The following is a 21,219-nucleotide window of genomic DNA, read 5'->3' as shown; positions in this document are numbered from 1 at the left end:
ATGAAGTAACTTCAAAATCCTAGATAAGTTTTACTAAAAAGTCTAATTATTTTCTAATATCTTTAGTATTGCTCGATTAAAATAAAATATAATAAATTAAACTCAATTTTTAATTTATTAATTATTATAGTAAAGACTTTCTGTAGGATATTCTGGATCACAAGTTATATCTATTCCTAATTTTCTAAAAGTTTGCTCATCAGCTCCAGATACTATTGTTGTTGAATGAGCTTGTGAACCTTTAAGCATAGCTATTTTTTCCATAGCTACTTGTGCCATAGGATTTGTTGCAGCACTAATACTTAAAGCCATTAAAACTTCCTCACAATTTAAAGCTGTTCTATTTGATGCTAAAGTTTTAGACTTTAAATTCTTTATAGGTTCAAGTATTACTGGTGATAAAAGATGCATTGAATCATCTATATTAGCATAATATTTAATAGCATTAACTACTACAGCAGCTGTTGCTTCCATAAGATCTGAACTTTTACCTGTTAATAAAGTTCCATCTTCTAATTCTATAGCTACTACTGTGCATGGATCTTTTTCATCAGCTGTTTCTTTAAGCTTAGTTGAATATTCTCTTGCAACTGGTACAACTTTTCTATCATCTTCTTTAAGCTTTAACTCTTCCATTATTAGTTTACTTCTATGAAGAGTCTCTTGATCAACAAAGCCCTTTTTATATTCACAACTTGTTTTAAAATATCTTCTTATTATTTCTTGTCTTGAGGCTTCCTTTACAACTTCATCATCAATTATTCCAAATCCAACTCTATTTACGCCCATATCTGTTGGTGATTTATATACTGATTCTTTTCCTGTTATTTTTTCTATTATTCTCTTTAAAACTGGAAAACTTTCAACATCACGATTGTAGTTTATAGCTGTAGCTCCATAAGCTTCTAAATAAAAAGGATCTATCATATTAACATCTTTTAAATCTACTGTTGCAGCTTCATATGCTATATTTAAAGGATGTTTTAAAGGTACATTCCATACTGGGAATGTTTCAAATTTAGAATATCCACATATTTTTCCTCTTTTATTTTCATGATACATTTGACTTAAACAAGTTGCAAGCTTTCCACTTCCAGGTCCTGGAGCAGTAACAACTACAATTGGTTTAGTTGTTTCTATATATGGATTTTTACCATAACCTTCTTCACTTACTATAGTATCAACATCTGTTGGATATCCTTTTGTTGCTGCATGCTTATAAACTTTTATTCCTCTTCTTTCAAGCTTATTTATAAATACTGTTGTAGCTGGTTGCCCACTATATCTAGTTATTACAACACTATTTACATCTAAGTCCCAAGCTCTAAAATCATCTATTAGTCTTAAAACTTCAATATCGTAAGTTATTCCAAAGTCACTTCTCATTTTATTTCTTTCTATGTCCCCTGCATAAACACAGATTACTATTTCAGCTTTATCTCTTAACTTATGAAGAAGTTTTATTTTAGCATTTTCATCAAAGCCTGGTAATACTCTTTTGGCATGAAGATCAAATAATAATTTTCCTCCAAATTCTAAATAAAGTTTATCATAATCATTTACTCTCTCTAAAATATACTTAGATTGTTCCTCAAGATATTTTTTGTCATCAAATCCTATTTTCATACTTCATCCCCACTAACTTTTATTATTTTTTACTTATTATAACTTAATTATTCTTTAAGCTATAATCTAAAAATCATATTCTTTTAAAAGCTTTGTTTACATTAATATTTCCATAAAAAATAATCTTTATGCTTAATTGCTAAGATTTTTTATTTTGTAAATTAGATAAATGTATAATTTCTTTTAATAAAAATATATCTTAGTATATTATTAATTTTTTGTCAATAATATAATGCTCACTATATTATATCAAATTTTTAAAGAATTTATATTTTTATTACAAATATCATTAATATATTTATACATTTTCTACTCTTATAAAAAAAAATTATATTTAATAATATTTATATTTCTCTAATTAAAATAAACTACAAATTATAAAATACTTTAAAAATTAATATCTTATAAATATTTGTAGTTTATTAAAATATTCATATTTAATTATTTATATTTTTCTATAAACTTTTTAATTCTTTTCATAGCTTCAATAATATCATCCATTGATGCTGCGTAACAAGCTCTTATGAATCCTTCTCCACATTCTCCAAAGGCATTTCCCGGAACTGCAAGTACCTTTTCCTCTAATAAAAGTTTTTCACAGAATTCATCAGAGGTCATTCCTGTTGATTTTATACAAGGAAATACATAAAGTGCCCCTAGAGCTTCAAAACATTCTAACCCCATTTCTCTAAATGAATTTAGTATATATCTTCTTCTTCTATTGTACTCTCTAGCCATTTCACTTACACTATCATCACCATTTTTTAAAGCTTCTATAGCTGCATATTGAGCTGTTGTTGGAGAACACATTATTGCATACTGATGTATTTTTTTCATTGCTTCAATTATAGCCTTATTTCCACAAGCATAACCTAATCTCCACCCTGTCATTGCATAAGCCTTTGAAAATCCATTTATAACTATAGTTTTTTCATACATTTCTTCAAAACTTGCAATAGAAACATGTCCCTTATCATAGCTTAATTCTGCATAAATCTCATCTGATAAGACTATTATGTTCTTGTCCTTCAAAACCTCAACAATAGGAATTAAATCTTCTCTTGTCATAATTGATCCAGTAGGGTTATTTGGAAATGGTATTATGACAACTTTAGTTTTTTTAGTTATTGCCTTTTCTAGAGCTTCTGCTGTAAGTTTAAAATCATTTTCCTGTAACAGTTCTATAGTAACTGCTTTAGCTCCAGTAAAGGTTGTACATCCTTTATAAGCAACAAAGCTAGGTTCTGGTATAATCACTTCATCTCCTGGTCCTACTAAAGCTCTTAAAGCTAAATCTATAGCCTCACTTCCCCCTACAGTAACTAAAATCTCATTTTCTGGTTTATATTTTAATAAAAATCTTCTATTCATATAATTAGAAATTTCTTCTCTTAACTCAACAAATCCTGCATTAGATGAATAATGCGTATGTCCTTGTTCTAAAGAATAAACACCTGCTTCAATTATATTCCAAGGAGTAACAAAATCAGGTTCACCTACTCCAAGAGAAATAACATCTTCCATTTCATTTATTAAATCAAAATATTTTCTTATTCCAGAGGGTGGCATATTTTTTATATTTTCTAAAATCATATTTTCTACAATCATACAAATAACCTCTCTCTGTTTGCAACTTTTTTTTCTTTAAAAATAGTTCCATGTTCCTTATATTTCTTTAAAACAAAATGCGTAGCTGTTCCTGTTACATATTCTTGAACTGATAATTTCTCAGATACAAATAAAGCAACTTCTTTCATTGTCTTCCCCTCTACTATTACTGTTAAATCAAAACCACCTGATGACATTAAGTAACATGCTTTTACCTTAGAGAACTTATATATTCTTTCTGCTACCTTATCAAAGCCTACTCCTCGTTGAGGTGTTATCTTTACCTCTATTAAAGCTGTAACTGTTTCTTTCCCTGTATTTTCCCAGTTTATTAAAGTTGTATATCCTGCTATTATATTTTTCTCTTCATATTCTCTAATAGCCTCTCTAACTTCTTCTACAGTTTTCCCAGTCATTTTAGCAATTTCAACATCACTATATCTACTATTCTTTTCTAGTACTTCTAAAATATCATCCATAATAATCCCCCATTCGCTACTACTTAATAAAAAAGGATTCTGCCAAATACAGATAAATACAATATAAAATTTACTACCTTTTTTTGTATTATATACAATGAATTTTAATTTTTCAATACAAATTAATAATAGTTTATTAACTATTTACTAAATCTTTGATTTAGTTATAAAAACTTACTCAGGGAGTAAAACGAGTCGAAATTCCTTTTAGTAGAAAAAACATTAGAGCTTCTTTACGTAGGTGAGTGGTCACAAATAGTGAACCTATATATCTAGATAAAAAGCAGAGAGGATGTATCTGTAATTTGATACATCCTCCACTTACCTTTTTATTTTCTTCTTCTTGAAGTTCTAGAATTTGATTTTTCGCTTTTAACTCTTCCTCTTGAAGTTTCATTTTTACTATTTCTATTTTGATAATTATTATTTCTTCCGTCTTTTCCTCTTGAACTTGAATCCTTACTTCCTTTTCCCTTTGCATTGCTAGAATTATTTTTCTTTCTTCTTACTAATCCATGTGCCTCTTTATATCTTTGTTCTTTTGACTTTATTAAACATTTAGGTCCATTACCTATTAAATCTTCTCTACCAGCTTTCATTAAAGCATCATAAACTATATTATAATTTCTAGGCTTTCCAAATTGAAGTAGAGCTCTTTGCATAGCTTTTTCTTCTTTTGTTTTGGGAGTATAAACCTCTTCCATAGTTATAGGATGTAATCCTGTATAGTATATAGTAGTTGATAAAGTTCCTGGAGTTGGATAAAAATCTTGAACTTGTTCTGGTTGATATTTTATATCTCTTAAATATTCTGCTAACATTATAGCATCATCCAAAGTACTTCCAGGATGACTTGACATTAAATATGGAATTATATATTGTTTTTTTCCTAAGCTTTCTGTAATTCTAAAAAACTTTTCTCTAAATTGGTCATAAGTTTTCCCAGCTGGTTTTCCCATATACTTAAGTACATTAGGTGAAATATGTTCTGGTGCTACCTTTAATTGACCACTTACATGATGTTCAACTAACTCTTTAAAGAAAGTATCATCCTTATCCTTCATTACATAGTCATATCTAATACCTGATCTTATAAACACCTTTTTTATTCCTGGTAACCTTCTAACTCTTCTTAAAAGATGTATATATTCCTTATGGTCTACATCCATATGGTCACATATTTTTGGTGACATACATTGTTTCTTTTTACAAGCACCAAATTTTAATTGTTTACTACAGGATGGTTTTCTAAAGTTAGCTGTTGGACCTCCTATATCATGTATATACCCTTTAAAGTCTTTAAACTTTGTCATTTCCTCCGCTTCTTCAACTATTGAATCTTCACTTCTACTTGATACAATTCTTCCTTGATGGAAAGTTATAGCGCAAAATGAACAATCTCCTGAACATCCCCTTGAACTCATTATACTGAATTTAACTTCTTCTAGGGCAGGAACTCCCCCTAATTCTTCATAAGAAGGATGATATTCTTTAGTATAAGGAAGTGCATATACTACATCTAACTCTTCTCTAGTCAATGGTTTTTCTGGTTGATTTATAACAACATATTTATCTTGATGTTTTTGAAGTAAGGTTTTCCCTCTAAATGGATCCTGCTCTTCATATTGAATTTTAAAAGCTTCACAATATTTTATTTTATCTGTAGAAACTTCCTTATATGATGGCAGTTCTATGTAATCATCATATACTTCTTCTAAACTATCTGCTATATAACAAGTTCCTGGAACATGTCTTATGTATTTTGCCTCAAATCCTTGATTTAAATAATCAGCTACTTCAACAACTTGTCTTTCACTCATTCCATATATTAAAAGATCTGCACCACTATCAAATAAAATTGATTTTCTTACATTATTATCCCAATAATCATAATGAGCAAATCTTCTTAAACTTGCTTCAATCCCACCTATAACTACATTAACATTTTTATATGCTTCTCTTATTTTATTACAATAAACTATTGTAGCTCTATCTGGTCTTTTTCCCATTACACCACCAGGTGTATATAAATCCTTTTCTCTAAGTCTTTTACTAACTGTATATTTATTAACCATAGGGTCCATATTACCACCATTAACTAAAAATGCTAATCTAGGACGCCCCAATTTTTTAAAATCATCTGTTGTACTCCAATCTGGTTGAGCTATGATACCAACTTTGTACCCTGCATTTTCTAAAACTCTTGCTATAACAGCAGTACCAAAGCTATGGTGATCTACGTAAGCATCTCCTGTTATGATGATAAAATCACACTGTTCCCAGCCTCTTTCTTCCATATCCTCTTTACTTATTGGTAAAAATCTATTTTCCATCAATCCATCACCTACATAATTATATTTTAATTTTAGTTTATAAATGGGGCTGTACAAAACAGCCCCTTTGGTTATATATCTAATTTTTATATAAAATTATTCTTTTATTACATCTAATAGATGATTTAATATTTCTCTATTCTTATAAATTAGACTATAACTTTAATAAAACTAAAATTACTTCTATATAAATTGAGACTTAATTTACATCAAATTAAATCTTCATTTAAATGTTAGTCAAAATTATCTAAAGACTTGTATTTATTAATTTTCACCTTATGAAAAATTAAAATATTACAAACATTAGTCATGAGATAAAGTCTCATCTCCCTAGTATATAAGGTACTTACCTAAGCTGTCAATAAAGATTATTTAAAAATTGTTTTCAGAATTCACAAATTTAGCTACAGCATCCTCATTATTGCTTCCTATAACTTTAGTAGCAACCTTTTTCAATTCATCAACTGAATTTCCCATAGCATAGGCTCTATGAGCTATTTTAAACATAGAAATATCATTTGTATTATCTCCAAAACATATTAATTCATCATATTGAACATATTTTGAAAGTTCCTTTATTCCTTTAGCCTTTGAAGCTAAATCACTATGGATTTCAAGGAAGTAACATTTTTCATCATATATATCCTGTGAATAGTTAACATATATTCCTTCTATATCTTTTATTTGATTGTAAATATCTTTTATTGCAGAAAGTTTGTCCATAATTACAATATTAACCACATCTTTTTCTTCTCCTATAGCTTTATATGAATCTGTTTCTATAAAAGTTTTATATTTACTTACTACTCTTTCCTTATAATAGTTATTATCAAATTCTAAGTCTAAATTTTTGTAATATACATTTAATTTATTTTCTTCTATAGTATATAAAAATATATTTTTATTATTTATTTCTACTACATTTAATATCTGCTCTATAGCTACTTTATTAATGGTTTTAAAATCTAAATAATTTTTATTTTTCATATCATATATTATTACACCATTCATCAACACAACTGGTATTGAAATATTTAATCCATCTAATAAATCATTAATTGTTCCTGGTGTTCTTGCAGTTGCCACTGTAAACATAACACCCTTCTCTATTAAATTATTTAATATATCCTTGCTATAATTAGATACTACTTTATCACTATTTAATAAAGTTCCATCTAAATCTGAAACGTATAAATTCATTACATACCTCCATAATACTAGTAAAATTTAAATAAACTAAAATTTAATTTACATAGAGGATTTTGACTCTAGTTAAATTTTAAAGTTATCTCTTAACTTATATTCTAAACTTTTATATTAATTCTACTATAATTAGTCTTTTTACTTATTTTCTCTTTCTATGTAATTACAAAAATAATACATAAATCTAGCTAATTGAACTTGTGCCATATTCAAAGTTCTAACAGCTGCTAGCATTTGCTCTTTACTATTATTTTCTCTAGTTTCCTCAATAAATTCTCGAGCATATATAGCACTTTCTCTCGCTATATAAGTACAATATTCCTCTAAATCTAAATCTAAATTCTTATTATATATTTCCTTAACCATTAATACCTTGTCTTTAACTTCTTCATCAGTACTTCTTTTACCTACTATATAATTGTATATTTCTTTACTATCTAAGACAGAACTTAATAGCAAACTTTCTCCTTTAGTATATTTTGAAATAATTTTAGAAGATTTCTCCTCATCTTTCAACCAATTCCTAACTATCTTTTCAAAATCTGAATGATTAGAAAAAATTCCTTGTCCGATTCCTTCAATATTAGCAAAATCTATTATTTCCCCGATAAAATTAGTTGGCTTATGTATATTATTAGTTACATGATGTGGCTCATTCATATCTGCTAAAAAGTGACATGCATAGCTTAAATATCTCATACATTTTTTTTGTTTTCCTTTTTTTTGATATTGCAAAGCCTTATTAGCAAAAAATTTAAAACTTTCTAAAGCTGTATTACCTTTTCGTCCAAAATAATTGCTTTTATTATCTTCATTATAAAAATGCTCTGAAAATAGCCTAAAAAATGTTGATATTCTAACATCTGGCTTTCTTGAATATGATGGTCTAAGCCATTTTATACTTTTACTTACATTATGAGTTAAATCATATAAGCTTAAACACCAAACAATGTTTTTTTCAAATTTATTATCTTTTATATATTTTCTATTATCATTAACAACTAATATATCAGCTCTGTGTAATAATATATCATGGGTATTAGATTTAACTAATGCTTTATGAAGTACTTTATCTAAATTTTCATGAATTTCATGAAAAGTCTTATTCATATTTTTAATAGTTTTATTTATTATTCTTTTTGTTTCATCTCTATAAGTCAATTTCTTCACCCCAATATAATATTAATTATACCATTTTATTATATTTATATCTAATTTTAAATGAAAAACAATATCAATAAGCACTTTCTATTCTTTAATTTTCATAAAATACGAATATTAACTCTTAAATTATAATTATTTTTTATTTTTAAAATCTTAAGAAAATTAATTTTCTTAATAAAGTTAGTTTTCTTTTTATTAAATTTTCCACTACAAAAAATCATTGAAAAATCTATTCTTTTCTTTATAAACTTACTATAAAACTAACTTTTTTCATGTTTATATATAATAAATTTAAATTATTAATATTTCGCAAATTTTTTTTTTATTTTTTCTCACTCAATTTTAATACTTTTATTTTAAATTAAGTAAATAAATTGAATTTATTTTACTTGTATGTTCAATTTTTTTATTATCCCACTTAATTTTTTTATACGAATTTTTTTATTTCTTTTAAAATTATTATACGTATTTTGCTCTATATATAATAAATTATCACCCATATCTCACCATTAAAGTTCTATACGTATACGAACTTTAGCTCGAGTTTTTGTAACTATTTTGTAACCTTTATTTAATTCCATTTCACTTTTTTTGTACTTCTATGTTATAATATAAAACATAGTCGAAAAAAGTCATAAAAAATATTGTCCAAGTTACAACAGTGAATTCGCAATTGAAGGAAGGAGTTTTAACTTTTATGTTTAAAAAATTTATGTCTTTATCTCTTGCCTCGGCAATTGTAGTTGGTACAAGTGTACAAGCTTTAGCTGCACCAGAAACCGCTACTACAAGTAATATACAAGAGAATAAGGCAAAATATAAGGCTCTAGGAAATGAAATACTAGACCTTAATGCACAATTATCTGATTTGAATGTTCAAATTGAGCAGTTAAATGCACAAACTCAAGAAAATAACGAAAAAATGCAAGAAACAACTCAAAAAATAAATGAAACAAAAACACAAATAGATAATGTACAAAAAGAAATAGATGCCAAACAAAAGATTTTAGGGGTAAGACTTGCTGCAATGTATAAAAATGAAGTTGATTTTAATCCAATAGCATTTTTAATCAGTTCAAATAGTCTTTCAGATTTCTTTTCTAGACTAGAAGCTTATAGAAAAATAATTAGTCTAGATGATAACTTAATATCTGGTTTGAATCAAAATAAACAAACTTTAAATAATGACATGACTAGTATGAAGAATAAAGAGCAGGAATTGTCTAATTTACAAGCTGAAAATGAAAAGAATTTGGCTAGTTTAAATGAAAAGAAAGAAAGTCAAAAGACAACAATAGACAAGCTTAATGCTCAAAGAAATTCTGTATTATCAGTTATTACAGAAAATGAGAATTCTTTAATATCTTACTCTGTAGATATTATAAATTCTTCTAATCCGTCTATTGATCAACTAAAGTCTGCTGTTAGTTCTCTTAATGAGATACTTCCACAACTTAGTGTTGATTCTGTAATAAATACTGCTAAGACGGCTATAAATACTGGTAATAGTAAAATACAGCAGATTGAAGCTCAACAAAAAGCTGCTCAGGAAAAGGCAGCTCAAGAAAAAGCCGCTCAACAAAAAGCAGCTCAGGAGCAAGCTCAAAAAGAAGCACAACAAAGTAGTAATGTAAGTTCTAATAATAATACAAGTTCTAACAATAATACTTCTAATAATAATTCTAGTAGTAATTCCAATAACGGATCAAGCTCTAGTAACAACAGCCCTACTAACGGCTATAAAAAAGTACTTAGTATGACTGCCACTGCTTATACTGGTGGAACTTTGACTGCTATGGGTTTAAAACCTGTAAGAAATCCTAATGGTATAAGTACAATAGCTGTTGACCCAAGCGTAATCCCTCTAGGAAGTAAAGTTTACATACCTGGATATGGATATGCTATAGCTTCAGACACAGGTGGAGCTATTAAAGGAGATATTATAGATTTATACATGAATTCAGAATCTGCTTGTAACTCATGGGGAAGAAGACCTGTAACTGTTTATATAGTTGCATATCCTGGACAATGGTAAAAAAACTAGAGCCTTTGCTCTAGTTTTTTTATTTTTTTCCAGCTTTATTTATATATATATTCATAAACATTCCTGGCATCATTGAAGCCATTTTAGCCCATGTATATACACTTTTTCCATATCTAGTACTTTCCTTATTCATAGCTTTTAAATATTGTCTTGCCTTAGACTTTCTTAATGCTTCTTTAACTTGACTTTTCGTATCCGTAGTTAAAGCACCACAAATTTGATACATTATATGCTCAGGTATAAATTCTTTTTCTATAGAATTCACTAAATCAATTGATAATGAATTACTTTTTATATACTTAACTACATCTTCAAAAGAATCTATAACTGTTATATTTTTTAATATATCAGGCTTATTTGTTAAGGAATCTTTTCTTTGATAGTAATATACCAATACATCTTTTATAACTTTTACATTATTAGACTTAAATAATGCTTTAAATATAAAGTTTAAATCTTCCGCCGCATAAGCACCTTCTAAAAATTTCAAATTATTTTTTAATAGGAACTCTCTGCTATAAACTAATGCTCCTGTCCATAATCTTAATTCATTATTTTTATAAGCATTAAATATATCTATCCCAAAATGATATCCTTCTTTATAGTCAAACTTTTGTTCCTTATTTTCTAGAATAACATAGTTCTTGTCTACTCTTAAATAATCATATACTAATATTTCTGTATCTTCTAAAATATTCTTTTTTATTACTTCAACTAAATTACCATTTATAAAATCATCAGAATCTAAAAATAATATGTATTTTCCTTTTGCATTTTCTATACCTTTATTTCTAGCATGACTTTGCCCCTTATGTTGTTCCTTTAAGATTTTATATCCTACTTTCATAGTATTTAAATAATTCTCCGCAACAGCTATGCTATCATCAGTAGAACCATCATCTACTAATATTATCTCAAAATCTATATCATTTTCATTATTTAAACTTTCTAAAGTTTTATTTATGTGATCTGCACTATTGTACATTGGTATAATAATACTTAAAAATTTCTCCATTTTTCTTTCCCTTCTAAAAATAAATATCGCATAAGTTAAACACCTTACATATTATTTTACTACCATTTAAGGTTATAATTCTATAGTAAATTTTAAAAAAATTAAATTTTATTAATTACCTAAAATAATATATTTCATATAAACATTAAATTACATTTCCTACATCTTATTTTCATTATTATCTATTATCTTCCTTTAACTTAAAACCTAAAATATATAATACATAAACGTAGACTTAATTCAGGTAAAGTTTTGACTCCATCTAAATGCTTAGTGGTCGTTATCTAGAAACGTGAGACTGTTTATCTCCTACTTATACGAATACTACAGTCTCTAGCTATAAGATAAACCCTTTAAATTACTGCTCTAATATTCTTACATTAAAATAATACTATCATTAATAATATAAATCTCTATTCCCTATGGAATATATAATAAAAATTTAAATTTATTTACTTTTTATTGCTATATATTCCAAATTGAATATATAAATAAAAATATATCTAAAATATTATATTGATATATTTCTATTTAGGTGATAAAATTTATTCAATAAGTGAAATGCTTATTAATTATTTTATTAAACTCACAATTACAGGAGAGTTTTACAAAGGAGGAATCGACATGGGTCTTTTTGGTGATATATTTGAAGGTTTCGTTGAAGGTGAAGTTGAAGGAAGAATAATAAGAAACGAAATGGAAAGAGAACAAATGATGCAAAGAGAAATGATGCAAAGAGAACAAATGGCTCACAATGATGCTCTTAGAAGAAATCAAATGATGGAACAAGAGTTCATGCAAAGAGAACAAATGGCTCAACAAAGATTTCGTGAACAACTAATGCAAGAAGAAAGATTTCATAATGAAAGAATGATGACTTTATCTCCCGAACAAAGAATAGAAGAACAAAGAAGATTTGAAGATAGAATAAATTATATGAAAAGAGCCGAACAAGAAAGAAGAATGTCTCAGCAGCAAATGCTAAACCAACAAAGAGAAATGATGCAAAGAAATGAAATGTACAACTCTTATGGAAATCCTGGATATGGTTATAACAACATGAATTACGGTGCTCCAATGGGCATGGGTGGTGGAATGTTTGGTTCTAACCCAGTTACAACAATGATTGAAGCTGATATTCTTGGAAACATAGCTGGTGATGTTGCCGGTGAGTTAGTTGATGACATGTTCGATGGCGGAGATGGATTTTGGTAAAATAAATTTAATTGGGATGTATCTAAATTTAGATACATCCCTTTTTTGTTTAAAATGCTAATTTATAAATATTATAAATATCCTCTTTGTTAAGCTCTAAGAATTCATTTACTGTTGTATTTCCGTTATTAGTCATTTTATTAATAATCTCTAATAGTTCTTCTTCTTTTACACCAAGCTCTGATAATTTTGTAGGCATATTTATAGAAGCATAGAACTCTTCTAATTTTTTAGCTGTTTCAATAGCCATCTCTTCTATAGATAAATTTTCACCAGTGACTTTAAATACTCTTCTACCTAATTGAGCTATTCTATCACCATATGTTTTAGCTAAAAACTTCATTATAGCTGGATACATTATTGAAAGTATTTCTCCATGTTCTAAGTCATAATTAGCACATATTTGATTTTCTAAACTATGTTCTTCTAACCTTTTTAAAGTACTTGTTGATAAAATATCATTTTGAGCAACAGCCCCTGACCATATTATTTCTGAAAACCCTTCGTAACTAGTATTATTTTCAATTACTTTATAAGCATTATTTATTACAGTTTTCATAGTTCCTTCAATTAATCTATTTGTTATTTCAACGTTCTTTGTATTTAATAAGTACTTTTCTATTAAATGTGATAATATCTCTGCTACAGCTGAACCTATTTGCTTTTCATTTAAAGTAAAACATAACTCTGGATTTAAAAATGAAAATTTAGGATATAGGCTATTTGATATATATGTAATTTTAGATTTTGTATCTTCATTAGTTAATACAGCATAATTGCTTGCTTCACTCCCTGAGCCTGGATTAGTTAAAACTATTCCTATAGGTAGAGCTTCTATACTATCATCTTTAGTTTCGAATAACTCCCAAACATCCTCATCATAATTAGCGCCTAAAGCTATAGCTTTAGCAGAATCTACTACGCTTCCACCGCCTACTGCTAAAATAAAATCAACATTATTTTTTTTACAGAATTCTATACCTTTATTTACTAACTCTAATTTAGGATTTTTTTCTACTCCACCTAATTCTATTAATTGAACACCTGCTTTATTTAATATTTCTAATATTTTACTATAAAGCCCACTTTCTTTTATACTTCCTTCTCCATAATGTAAAAGAGCCTTACTTCCGTATTTTTTTATTTCTTCTCCTACTTTCTCTTCAACATTTCTACCAAAAAATATATTAGTTGGATTATATAATGTTAAGTTTTCCATATTAATCTCTCCTTATTGATTCTTACTTTTAACTATAATAAGTATATTTTATAGTCTATAATTACTTCTCTACTTACATTTAATATTATAATAAATTAAGATTTCATTCAGATAGAATTTTGACTCTATCTGAATTTTAGTGGGACTTATCTAGAGATGCGTATCTATTTATCTCCAGCTTATAGAAAATTTGAATATTTCAAGCACTGATTATCAGATAAACTACTTAAAATCTAATTGTATGTTTATAAGTCTATGACTTAAAGTTACTGCCTTTAAAAGTTTAAGCGTGCACTAATAAATTCAAACTATATTAAACTTTATTTTATGATTTGCTTAAATCTTTATAAATTTCACCATTATCTGTTATATAAAAATTATCTATAAAATTATTATCGCCAGTTATTTTTATATTATAATATTTAACTCCTTTTATTTCCTTTTCAGAGTTTATATTGAATTTATAAGTTTTATTACTAAGCATTAAATTTTCATATTCTATAACTAATTTATAAAGATTATTACTCAAGTTCTTACTGAATTTATTTTTATTTTGATTATCTTTACTATTAGAAGTTGTATTTTCTTTTATATCGGTGGATTTATTATTAGCATTCCCATTAGCTTTTATATTAGCTTTTATATTAGCTTTTATATTAGCTTTTGAATTATTATTATTATTGTTGTTATTGTTATTTTCAGTTGTATTATTAGAAGTAACACTTATATCAGTATATGGAACTATATTCCCACTAGCAGTCATAAAAAATTTATATAATAATCCACCATTTTCGCTATTTCTAAGATTATTATTATACATTAATATTTCATAATAGCTACTTCCATTATAATTTATAGGTGTTGCCATATTTGTTACAAAATTATAACCATTTACATAAGTTGTACCAAATATATTTAACTCTGCCATTTCACATAATTTATAGTATAATTTCTTTTGTTGATCAGTGAACATTTCATTATTGTTATAATTATTTATTTCACTACTATTTAAATCATAAGTTGAATTTACTTGACTATTATTCCCAAAATCATTAACCATACTTATAGAATTATTTATTCCAATTTTTTCATTAGAATCTTCATTAGGCATTATATTAGAATCTAAACTTATATAAAAGGAGTATTTTAGTTCTCTTTTTGTACTATCATTTATTGTATAAACTTCAACAGGATAGTATTTAATTCCACTCATTACTTTTATATCATTAAAATCTACTTTGATTATATCATTTGATAAATATATTCCATTTTTAGCTAAAATATTATTAGCACTAGCCACTAATTCGTTATATATTTGACCTTTATTTTCTATTTGCCCACTATAGTTAACTACCATATTTTCTCCAAAGGACATATATTGATTATTAGAATTGGATTCCATTTCAGCTATTCGTAATTGATTTTTTATATGTGAATTAAAATTTCCAATAATAATTCTATTCCAATCTATAGAAACAAATGTAATTCCAATTCCAATTAAAGCTACTATAATAACTTTCTTTTTTACTTTTTTCATTAATATTCTCCTTGATATATAAATTAAATCATTTATAATTAAAAATTATACATTTAATTATATCAATTTATTTTATTTTTAACATAATAAAATGCATTGAAATAATTTTATTCAATTATTTCCTAGGAAATTTTCATTTTATTATTAAATTAAATTTATAGTAGTTAATTCTATAGTATATTATTTTTTTAATATTAACAAATCATATATATTTTATTTACAGCTAATTATTTTATAATTCCTTTATTGGAAATATTATATTAATAAAAATCTTTTAATCTTAAACTTTTTGTAACATTTACTTAAAAATATGAGTTTATAATGTATTACAGTTGATTAACAACTAATTTACTTTTTGTTTTATTTTTATTAACAAAAAGTTAACATTTTAAAATGGAGAGGAATTTTTTATGACAAAAGATAAAAAACCCAATCGAAGACAACAAAATAAATCTAATAAGAAAAAAACTGCTATAATAACTGTTATAATCATCATAGTAGCAATAATTGTTTTACTATGTTCTAGTTATTTTGTAGTCGAACATTATTTAGGAAAAATAAACAGGGTAAATATTAACCAGAATGATTTAGGAATAAGTAACTCTGTAGATCAAAATCTTTCTAAATTTACTGGTGTGCATAATATTTATTTATTTGGTGTCGATGAACCTGAAGGGGTACCTGGTAGATCAGATGCTATAATGGTTATGTCTGTTAATGACACTACTCATCAATTAAAACTAGTTTCTATACTAAGAGATTCTTTAGTTCCAATTCCAGGACATGGTATGGGTAAAGTAAACTCTGCTTATTACTATGGTGGTCCTCAATTGGCTATGAAAACTTTAAATGAAGATTATCACTTAAACATACATAACTTTATAAGTGTTAACTTTACTACTTTACCTGATATAATAAATTCATTAGGTGGAATTCAAGTTAACTTGAGTCCAGCTGAAGTTAAAGCTATACAATCTCCATATGATCAATTAAAAACTTTAGATCATATGCCTGATGCACCACCTATAGATAAACCAGGTCTTCAAACATTAAATGGTATACAAACAATGGCTTACTTAAGAATAAGACATAATACTGGTGGTGACTATGCTAGAACTTACAGACAAAGAACTGTAATAGAACAATTATTCCAAAAAGTTAAGTCTAGTCCAGTAAGTGAATATCCTGAGTTATTAAATAAAATTGCTCCTGCTCTTGAAACAAACATGAGCGATTCACAAATTTGGCAATTTGGTGAACAAATACTTGCTACTGGTTCTAGTTCTATAATTAAAGCTAGAGTTCCTGTTGACAGTAACTGTATTGGTAAAACTATAAATGGCTTATGGTTCTTAACATTTAATCAAGAAGAAACTAATCAAAACTTATATGACTTTATCTACGGAAATAAAACTCTGCCAGATCAAGAGTATCAATAATATTTGATTTACTTGAGTAAAAATTAAATACTTATCAAAAAAACTCTCATATACTGCTATTTTGCATTATGAGAGTTTTTATTATAGTAAGTTTAAAAGTTCTTTTCTCTATCCTCATCCAACTTTTCTCTATAAACTAGAACTTAATTTAACTCTATCTAAATTTTAGTGTTTATTTTCAAATTTAATAACTCTATTATTGTAAATTTTAAATATTAAACTCCCTTATACAATAAAAATAATTTACCCTTTAAATCTACTTCTACTTGTTTTTTTGTAATAATTTTATGAACGTTTTCTATTGTATTTTTTTTCCATGAGAATTAATATTAAAATATAGTTTAATATTTAAGGGGGAAAATATTTTGTTAAGTTGTAAATTCAAAAAAATAGTTGCTACTATGTTAGTATCATCTTGTGTTTTTTTAAATGTTAGTACCGTCTCTTCCGCCATTGAAAAGCCTGAAAGTAAAAAACTAGCATCAGAAACATCTAGTCAAAATAAAGATTTAAAAAGAAAAATTGTAGGTTACTTCCCTGAATGGGCATATAAAAGTGAAGCTCAAGCTTACTTTGATGTAGCTGATTTACAATGGGATAGTTTAACTCATATCCAATATTCCTTCGCTATGATAGACCCTCAAACAAATAAAATTAAATTTGGCGATGAACATGCCGCTATTAAAGAAGATTTTTCAGATCATGAGTTAACTCATAAAGGAAAAAAAGTAGAATTAGATCCTACTCTTCCTTATAAAGGTCATTTTAATATATTACAAACAATGAAAAAACAATATCCTGATGTTGATTTATTAATTTCTGTAGGTGGATGGGCCGGTTCTAGAGGTTTCTATACAATGTTAGATACTGATGCTGGAATAAATACCTTTGCAGACTCCTGCGTTGATTTTATTAGAACCTACGGATTTGATGGTGTAGATATTGACTTTGAATATCCTTCATCCACATCTCAATCAGGTAATCCAGATGACTTTGATTTAAGTGAACCTAGAAGAGCTAAGTTAAATGAGAGATATAACTTATTAATGAAAACGTTAAGAGAAAAACTAGATGCAGCTTCAAAAGCTGATGGTGAAAATTATCTTTTAACTGCTGCTGTTACTGCTTCTTCATGGGTTCTTGGAGGAGTGTCTTCTAATGAATATGCTGAAAATTTAGACTTTCTAAGTGTTATGTCCTATGACTTCCACGGTGGTTGGAATGAGTTTGTTGAAAATTTAGCTAATATATATCCAGATCCAGCAGATAAAGAAACCACTGCTATGTTAATGCCTGTACTTAATATGGATTGGGCTTATAGATACTATAGAGGAGTTCTTCCTTCTGAAAAAATATTAATGGGAATTCCTTACTATACTAGAGGTTGGGAAAATGTTCAAGGTGGTACTAATGGCTTACATGGAACAAGTAAAACTCCTGCTTCAGGTAAATATAATATATGGGGAGATGACTTAGATGGTGATGGAGTTTTAGAACCTGCTGGTGCTAATCCTCTATGGCATGGATTAAACTTAATGGATCAAGACCCTAATGTAAAGGAATACTGGGATGATATTGGTAAAGTTCCTCATCTATGGAATGATAAAGATAAAACTTTCTTATCTTTTGAAAATGAAAAATCCATTGATGAAAGAGTTAAATATATTGAAGATAAGAATCTTGGTGGTGCTTTAATTTGGGTTATGAATGGTGACTATGGACTTAACCCTAATTATGTTGAAGGCTCTACAAAAATAAATGAAGGTAAGTATACTTTTGGAGATACATTAACTAAACGTCTAAAAGCTGGCTTAGATAAAATGGGAGATTGTAAAGAAAGTAAAGATGAAATTGCCAATTTAGAACCTATTAATGTTGATGTAAAATTAAGTGGAGTTTATGACCATCCTAACTATACTTACGCATTAGATATAACTAACCATACTGGTGAAAAAATAGAAGGTGGTTGGACTGTTTCATTTGATTTACCTAAATCAGCTGTTTATAAGTCTTCTTGGGGTGGTACTGCTACTACAGAAGATATAAATGATACATTCACTAGAGTTACTATAACAGGTGGTGCTTGGCAAGGAATTGACCCTGGTGCTAAAATTACAGTACAAGGTATGATAGGACTATGCTTCTCTGGTGTTAGAAACATCACATTTAACGGCAAGAATCCTGTTGGTAATAGCGATATCATTGTAAACTCAGCTCCAACAATAAATGGTGCTACTAATACAGAAATTAAACTTAATGAAAAATTTGACCCTAAAGCTGGTGTTACAGCTTCTGATAAAGAAGATGGTGACTTAACTTCTAAAATAACTATTGAAGGTACTGTTGATACTACTAAAGTTGGAACTTACAAACTAATATATACAGTTAAAGATTCAAAAAACTTAGAAGCTAAAGTTGAAAGAACTATAAAAATTGTTGATGATTCTGCAGTAACTCCAGATCCTAATACAGCACCTGTTTTAACTGGTGTAACAAACAAAACAGTTAAACTTAATGAGAAATTTGATCCTAAAGCTGGTGTTACAGCTTCTGATAAAGAAGATGGTGATTTAACATCTAAAATAACTATTGAAGGTACTGTTGATACTACAAAAGCAGGAACTTATACATTAGTGTACAAAGTAAAAGACAGTAAAGGACTTGAAACTAATGCTACGGCTATAATAACTGTAGAAAAAGAAACAGCACCATCTAAGGATACCTATGATTCAAATAAAGTTTATTTAGCTGGAGATACTGTAGTATATAATGGTAAAACTTATACTGCTAAATGGTGGACTAAAGGAGAAGCTCCTGATAAGAGTTCTGCTTGGGAATTAGTATAATTAATTTCCATATCATAAAATAAAAAATTATTGTGTATTAAATTACCCCTAAATTTCTATATTAAAGAAGGGACTGTCTCAAAGTGGAATAAAATTCTTACTTAGAGATAATCCCTTTTTCTTTAAATAACATGATATCATTTAAAATTCTCTATCTTCTGTTTTGATATGGAAAATAGTTCTATTATGAGACAGTCCCTTTTTCTATTTTCTATACTTCTTATACCCTTGAAACTTTTGTTTCTATAGCTACTTTTTTTACAGCTTCAGCTATTTTTTTAGCTATATTCTTATCAAGAGGTGATGGTATAATATAATTTTCATTTAATTCACTTTCATCAATACACTCTGCTAAAGCTTTTGCTGCTGCAACTTTCATTTCTTCATTTATTGTTTTAGCTCTAACATCTAAAGCTCCTCTAAACAATCCTGGGAATATTGAAACATTATTTATTTGATTTGGAAAATCTGATCTTCCAGTTCCAACAATTCTAGCACCACCCTTTTTAGCTTCTTCCGGCATTATTTCTGGATTTGGATTAGCCATTGCAAATATAATGGAATCCTTTTTCATTCTCTCTATGTGTTCTGTCTTTAATATATTTGGTGCTGATACACCTATAAATATATCAGCATCTACTAATGCATCACTTAAACTTCCACTTATAGATTCTTTATTAAACAGCTCAGCAAGTTCCTTATAGTGTCCCTCTAAATGCTCATTATTACTTAAAATCCCAACCTTATCACAAGGAACTATATACTTTGCCCCTGCTGATTTAAGAAGTTTAGCTATAGCTGTTCCTGCTGCTCCCATTCCATTAACTACTATTTTAACCTCTTCTATTTTTTTATTAACTACCCTAAGTGAATTCATAATAGCTGCTAATACTACAATTGCAGTTCCATGTTGATCATCATGAAATACAGGTATATCAAGCTCACTTTTTAATCTTTCTTCAATTTCGAAACATCTAGGTGCCGAAATATCCTCTAAATTTATTCCTCCAAAAGTTTTTGAAATTAATTTAACAGTATTCACAAACTCATTAACATCATTGCTATCTACAGTTATAGGAATTGCATCTACCCCTCCAAACTCTTTAAATAATATTGCTTTTCCTTCCATTACAGGTAATGAAGCTTCTGCTCCAATATTCCCCAAACCTAGAACCGCTGATCCATCTGTTATTACTGCTACTAAATTTCCTTTTGATGTATATTTAAAAACATTTTCTTTGTTTTCTTTTATTTTTAAACAAGGCTCTGCTACTCCTGGAGAATATGCCAAACTTAAGTCTTCTCTTGTATTAACCTCAACTTTAGATTCAATTGATATTTTTCCCCTATATTTTTCGTGCAATTTTAAACTTTCTTCAAAATAACTCACAATAAATCACCTCTTTATTTTATCTATATACTTATTTTACTACTTTTCACTAGAAATTTAATTATATACAATTAAATTTATTTAACTAAAAACCCTTCTTA

14 protein-coding genes are annotated in these 21,219 nt (G+C 27.4%); 4 read left to right on the top strand and 10 right to left on the bottom strand.

Annotated elements, in window-relative coordinates:
- Nucleotides 1-117: 117 nt before the first annotated feature.
- The 6 genes from ARA19_RS08845 to ARA19_RS08820 all read right to left on the bottom strand — a co-directional run bounded on the left by ARA19_RS08845 (nt 118) and on the right by ARA19_RS08820 (nt 8,410).
- On the bottom strand, nt 118-1,626 hold the full coding sequence (locus ARA19_RS08845) for a DUF1846 domain-containing protein (protein WP_055070609.1): 1,509 nt from the start codon (nt 1,624-1,626) through the stop codon (nt 118-120).
- 441 nt (nt 1,627-2,067) lie between these two features.
- Complete coding sequence (locus tag ARA19_RS08840; protein WP_055070608.1) at nt 2,068-3,234, bottom strand: aminotransferase class I/II-fold pyridoxal phosphate-dependent enzyme; 1,167 nt, start codon at nt 3,232-3,234, stop codon at nt 2,068-2,070.
- Nucleotides 3,231-3,713: an Lrp/AsnC family transcriptional regulator gene (locus ARA19_RS08835; protein ID WP_055070607.1), complete on the bottom strand. Its 483-nt coding sequence runs from the start codon at nt 3,711-3,713 to the stop codon at nt 3,231-3,233. The genes ARA19_RS08840 and ARA19_RS08835 overlap by 4 nt, the downstream gene beginning before the upstream one ends.
- Nucleotides 3,714-4,042: 329 nt before the next feature.
- Nucleotides 4,043-6,049 carry a YgiQ family radical SAM protein gene (locus ARA19_RS08830; protein ID WP_055072092.1) on the bottom strand — a complete coding sequence of 669 codons (2,007 nt, stop codon included), beginning with the start codon at nt 6,047-6,049 and terminating at the stop codon, nt 4,043-4,045.
- Between the two features lie 369 nt (nt 6,050-6,418).
- Nucleotides 6,419-7,246 (bottom strand): Cof-type HAD-IIB family hydrolase, encoded by an 828-nt coding sequence (locus ARA19_RS08825; RefSeq protein ID WP_055070606.1) that lies wholly within the window; start codon nt 7,244-7,246, stop codon nt 6,419-6,421.
- A gap of 141 nt (nt 7,247-7,387) precedes the next feature.
- Nucleotides 7,388-8,410 carry a zinc dependent phospholipase C family protein gene (locus tag ARA19_RS08820; protein ID WP_055070605.1) on the bottom strand — a complete coding sequence of 341 codons (1,023 nt, stop codon included), beginning with the start codon at nt 8,408-8,410 and terminating at the stop codon, nt 7,388-7,390.
- 700 nt (nt 8,411-9,110) lie between these two features.
- On the opposite strand from ARA19_RS08820, the gene ARA19_RS08815 reads away from it, so the two are divergent.
- Nucleotides 9,111-10,448, top strand: coding sequence for a 3D domain-containing protein (locus ARA19_RS08815; RefSeq protein WP_055070604.1), 1,338 nt, complete (start codon nt 9,111-9,113; stop codon nt 10,446-10,448).
- 28 nt (nt 10,449-10,476) lie between these two features.
- Here the strand turns inward: ARA19_RS08815 and ARA19_RS08810 are convergent, their stop codons facing one another.
- The gene (locus ARA19_RS08810; protein WP_055070603.1) at nt 10,477-11,472 is read right to left on the bottom strand and encodes a glycosyltransferase family 2 protein; all 996 of its coding nucleotides are present in this window, start codon (nt 11,470-11,472) and stop codon (nt 10,477-10,479) included.
- A 624-nt stretch (nt 11,473-12,096) separates the two neighbouring features.
- Between ARA19_RS08810 and ARA19_RS08805 the strand changes: the two genes are divergently transcribed.
- Nucleotides 12,097-12,687 carry a CCDC34 family protein gene (locus ARA19_RS08805; RefSeq protein ID WP_055070602.1) on the top strand — a complete coding sequence of 197 codons (591 nt, stop codon included), beginning with the start codon at nt 12,097-12,099 and terminating at the stop codon, nt 12,685-12,687.
- A gap of 49 nt (nt 12,688-12,736) precedes the next feature.
- Here ARA19_RS08805 and ARA19_RS08800 read toward each other — a convergent pair whose 3' ends face one another.
- Both ARA19_RS08800 and ARA19_RS08795 read right to left on the bottom strand, forming a co-directional pair.
- Nucleotides 12,737-13,906: an iron-containing alcohol dehydrogenase gene (locus tag ARA19_RS08800; RefSeq protein ID WP_055070601.1), complete on the bottom strand. Its 1,170-nt coding sequence runs from the start codon at nt 13,904-13,906 to the stop codon at nt 12,737-12,739.
- A gap of 325 nt (nt 13,907-14,231) precedes the next feature.
- The gene (locus ARA19_RS08795) at nt 14,232-15,443 is read right to left on the bottom strand and encodes a hypothetical protein (protein ID WP_055070600.1); all 1,212 of its coding nucleotides are present in this window, start codon (nt 15,441-15,443) and stop codon (nt 14,232-14,234) included.
- 410 nt (nt 15,444-15,853) lie between these two features.
- Here ARA19_RS08795 and ARA19_RS08790 point away from each other — a divergent pair, with 410 nt between their 5' ends.
- Entirely contained in the window at nt 15,854-16,882 is a 1,029-nt protein-coding gene (locus ARA19_RS08790) for an LCP family protein (RefSeq protein WP_055070599.1), read from the top strand.
- 365 nt (nt 16,883-17,247) lie between these two features.
- The gene (locus tag ARA19_RS08785) at nt 17,248-19,728 is read left to right on the top strand and encodes a glycosyl hydrolase family 18 protein (RefSeq protein ID WP_084764412.1); all 2,481 of its coding nucleotides are present in this window, start codon (nt 17,248-17,250) and stop codon (nt 19,726-19,728) included.
- Nucleotides 19,729-19,948: 220 nt separating this feature from the next.
- Here ARA19_RS08785 and ARA19_RS08780 read toward each other — a convergent pair whose 3' ends face one another.
- Nucleotides 19,949-21,118 carry an NAD(P)-dependent malic enzyme gene (locus tag ARA19_RS08780; protein ID WP_055070598.1) on the bottom strand — a complete coding sequence of 390 codons (1,170 nt, stop codon included), beginning with the start codon at nt 21,116-21,118 and terminating at the stop codon, nt 19,949-19,951.
- Nucleotides 21,119-21,219: the final 101 nt, after the last annotated feature.

Source organism: Clostridium massiliamazoniense (genome assembly GCF_001403635.1).
Classification (GTDB): Bacteria; Bacillota; Clostridia; order Clostridiales; family Clostridiaceae; genus Sarcina; species Sarcina massiliamazoniense.
The sequence above is the reverse complement of the archived record's forward strand: the minus strand, read 5'-3'. Positions and strand labels throughout refer to the sequence as shown.

Bases quoted from the DNA above. Each gene is read 5' to 3' on its own strand.
- ARA19_RS08845 (WP_055070609.1), bottom strand. From the start codon at position 1,626: ATGAAAATAGGATTTGATGACAAAAAATATCTTGAGGAACAATCTAAG.
- ARA19_RS08840 (WP_055070608.1), bottom strand. From the start codon at position 3,234: ATGATTGTAGAAAATATGATTTTAGAAAATATAAAAAATATGCCACCC.
- ARA19_RS08835 (WP_055070607.1), bottom strand. From the start codon at position 3,713: ATGGATGATATTTTAGAAGTACTAGAAAAGAATAGTAGATATAGTGAT.
- ARA19_RS08825 (WP_055070606.1), bottom strand. From the start codon at position 7,246: ATGAATTTATACGTTTCAGATTTAGATGGAACTTTATTAAATAGTGAT.
- ARA19_RS08815 (WP_055070604.1), top strand. From the start codon at position 9,111: ATGTTTAAAAAATTTATGTCTTTATCTCTTGCCTCGGCAATTGTAGTT.
- ARA19_RS08810 (WP_055070603.1), bottom strand. From the start codon at position 11,472: ATGGAGAAATTTTTAAGTATTATTATACCAATGTACAATAGTGCAGAT.
- ARA19_RS08805 (WP_055070602.1), top strand. From the start codon at position 12,097: ATGGGTCTTTTTGGTGATATATTTGAAGGTTTCGTTGAAGGTGAAGTT.
- ARA19_RS08800 (WP_055070601.1), bottom strand. From the start codon at position 13,906: ATGGAAAACTTAACATTATATAATCCAACTAATATATTTTTTGGTAGA.
- ARA19_RS08795 (WP_055070600.1), bottom strand. From the start codon at position 15,443: ATGAAAAAAGTAAAAAAGAAAGTTATTATAGTAGCTTTAATTGGAATT.
- ARA19_RS08790 (WP_055070599.1), top strand. From the start codon at position 15,854: ATGACAAAAGATAAAAAACCCAATCGAAGACAACAAAATAAATCTAAT.